Origin of the sequence: Fodinibius sp., assembly GCF_041642155.1 — a bacterium.
In the GTDB taxonomy this organism is placed as follows: domain Bacteria; phylum Bacteroidota; class Rhodothermia; order Balneolales; family Balneolaceae; genus Fodinibius.
Genome location: NZ_JBEPWZ010000367.1, coordinates 1 through 2,641 on the forward strand (window position 1 = coordinate 1; position 2,641 = coordinate 2,641).

Here is a 2,641-nt window from a genome sequence, read left to right on the forward strand (position 1 = left end):
TGATAAACCGAACGGCTGTTAACAAGCCGGTTGTAACATTTTCCTGGGGATCGACCATGATCGTTTCATAAATTTGTACCTGATCGGGCTCGCTGATTTCGGTGTAATGAGGCTCAAATGTGCTGGGATTCTCATCGTTAACATTTCCAACAATAGAACCATCCTCGCGTACAGCACCGGACTCAAAAAGCACCTTCCCCTCATCGTCAGTAATAGTGAAATGAATCCACGTTCTTCGCGAAGGATAGGCCGTGGGCAGTTTATGTCCGGCAAGATTGGTGATATCAACTTCTGCCAGTAACTCGTCTCCGTCAACCTCGAGCCTGTTAAACTCCATTTTTGCCGACTCGCTTTGCAGATGATCTATCGTCCGGTTAACGGCATCATCCATCTCCCGGGGCAGCGCCTTGACACCCAAATCATTTCGATAGCGATTGAGCATCTTCAGCATAAAAAAGTTACCGCCCTTAAATGTGTGGCGCGATACCTCCTCACGGGGCCGACCCATCACTGAAGAAATCGCCACATCCTCTTTTACGACCGGCATGTGACACGATTGGCAACTCTGTTCATCCACAAAGCTGCTGTGTTGCCACTCTTGATACGGTACCTGCTCGGGCAATTCTCCCACCACTTCTCCATCCGGCCCCAGTGACTCGGTAATCAGCGTATGACAAGTAGCACAGGTTTCGGAAAGCTGGATATGTTTCGATTCGGCCTGTAAAAATCCCGACGACGAATGCATAATATTCTGCAGTCCCTCATCAACAGGATAAGGTCCGAATACTTCTCGTTTTCCCAAACTATTGAGCGTATCAATTCCGAACCGGCCAACAAAACTTTCCTCGGTACCCAAGTTGTCTTCAGTAATTTGATGACAAGTGGTGCAGGAAACACCGTCGGCAGCTAATAAATTTTGGCGACTTATTGCCTGATTTATCGGCAGGTTGGAAAATACTTCAGGAGTCTTGCCACCATATTTTGCCTCGTAGTGAGCCATCGGCATGTGACAGGTCGAGCACTCACTTTCTATATGAACCTGCGATTCGGGATGATCCATGACTTCGCGACGAACGGCAGCATGCCAATAGGGATCGCGCGCCGAATTGGCCATCATGGTTGCAGACCAATCCGTACCAAAAGAAATATCTTCACCCGATGTCGTAACCAATCCGTTATGACAGCTCATGCAGGCATCCGCCGTAGCAAAAAGATGAGGATTCGTATCTTGGAAGTATCCTACATTTTGATTTTCACTGTCAGGGAATTGATTAGAAACCGTACCGATAAACAGCACGCTAAGAGGAAGTATTAATAGTATGACTATGTTTTTATACATAATGCTCTATCTATGAATTAAGAACTCTTTTTACCATCCCTCAAAAGGTCCGCCATCAAACCAATCCCAAAGGATATAAACCATAAATTGGGTATCGCGACTGGCATCATCAGCGGGAATTCGAACACCTACATTCATCATAATATGCTGGCGTTTATTGAGCGTCACCTGCACTTGTGGCGCAATATCCCAGTGGTTAACCGCCCCTGACTCAAACTCCCGCGATCCCAAAACCTCCACCATGGGCGACCACGTTCTTCCCCAACTACCATGCGTTAAGCTCGTGCCCAGGGCCGCCCTCCAGAAAGCTTCTTCGGTGGCTTTGTCCCGTAGCACAGGCAATTCAACACCGCTTTGGACATGCAAAAAACTATTTGCCGGCAAGAGCTGCCCAAAAGAAACAAAAGGTTCAAAAATCGTTGTCCCCTTACCAAACCCCGTTGCTCGATCTCCGGTAGGAAAAATAACTTCCCCTGTGACGCTAAAAATAGATCCGTTATCAATATTATGATATACCGCACGTTTAATCCCCAAGGCCATATCTCCAAGCTGACCTCCATTCCAGCTTCCCGTAGGGGATTCCCTAAAACCAAAAGGCATAACAATCTCTACTTGATTGCGTGCCCCAAATCGTTGCTCATAGACCAGTTCGTTCATCACACTGCCTTCGTTTTCCATATCGACCGAGGTACTTATCACCGCTTCATCTTCGGGATACGCCTTTTCAGTTACCAATGGGCGGGGCAGATTTAATTCTCCGCGCGGCCAATTATCATCCCTGCAAAGGGTACGAATATGATCCATTATCTGTTGAAGTTCTTGCTCACTTAACGCCATGCCGAAAGCGGGCATATCTTTGCCAAATCCCCGAACCGGACCTCCCTGATGAGCCACGGCAATCCAGTCGCCATCGGGCTCTCGACTAGCAAAATCACAATCCGAAAAATCAGGCACCGGCGTTGCAAAACCGAGTTGACTTTGCGCCACCCCCTTTCCACTGACGCCGTGACACGCAGCACACGCTTCTGAATAGAGCTTTTCTCCAGTAGTTGGTGTTTTTAAAACCGTATCAGATGCGGCTTCCACTAACTTGTTTGAATTCTTGTCGTGGTCATTCGTTTGAGTAATTGCCGCTATAAAGAAAAAGGTGAGCATCAAAAATAACAGGGAGCCCGAGCGTTGTTTTATTTTCATACTTACTCCTGATTGAAGTCTGCTTCAAACAATAATTTCTCAACAGATAATAGCTGTTACCCTGATCATTTTAGGAATGGGTATTTACCCGCCCGTTTGTAGTGGATT

General features: G+C 47.1%; 2 protein-coding genes. Both read right to left on the bottom strand.

Annotated elements, in window-relative coordinates:
- Positions 1 to 1,339 (bottom strand): hypothetical protein (locus ACESLU_RS14010; RefSeq protein ID WP_372639253.1); only part of this gene is annotated, 1,339 nt, incomplete at its 3' end.
- A 30-nt stretch (positions 1,340 to 1,369) separates the two neighbouring features.
- The gene (locus ACESLU_RS14015; RefSeq protein WP_372639254.1) at positions 1,370 to 2,533 is read right to left on the bottom strand and encodes a cytochrome c; all 1,164 of its coding nucleotides are present in this window, start codon (positions 2,531 to 2,533) and stop codon (positions 1,370 to 1,372) included.
- Positions 2,534 to 2,641 lie beyond the last annotated feature (108 nt).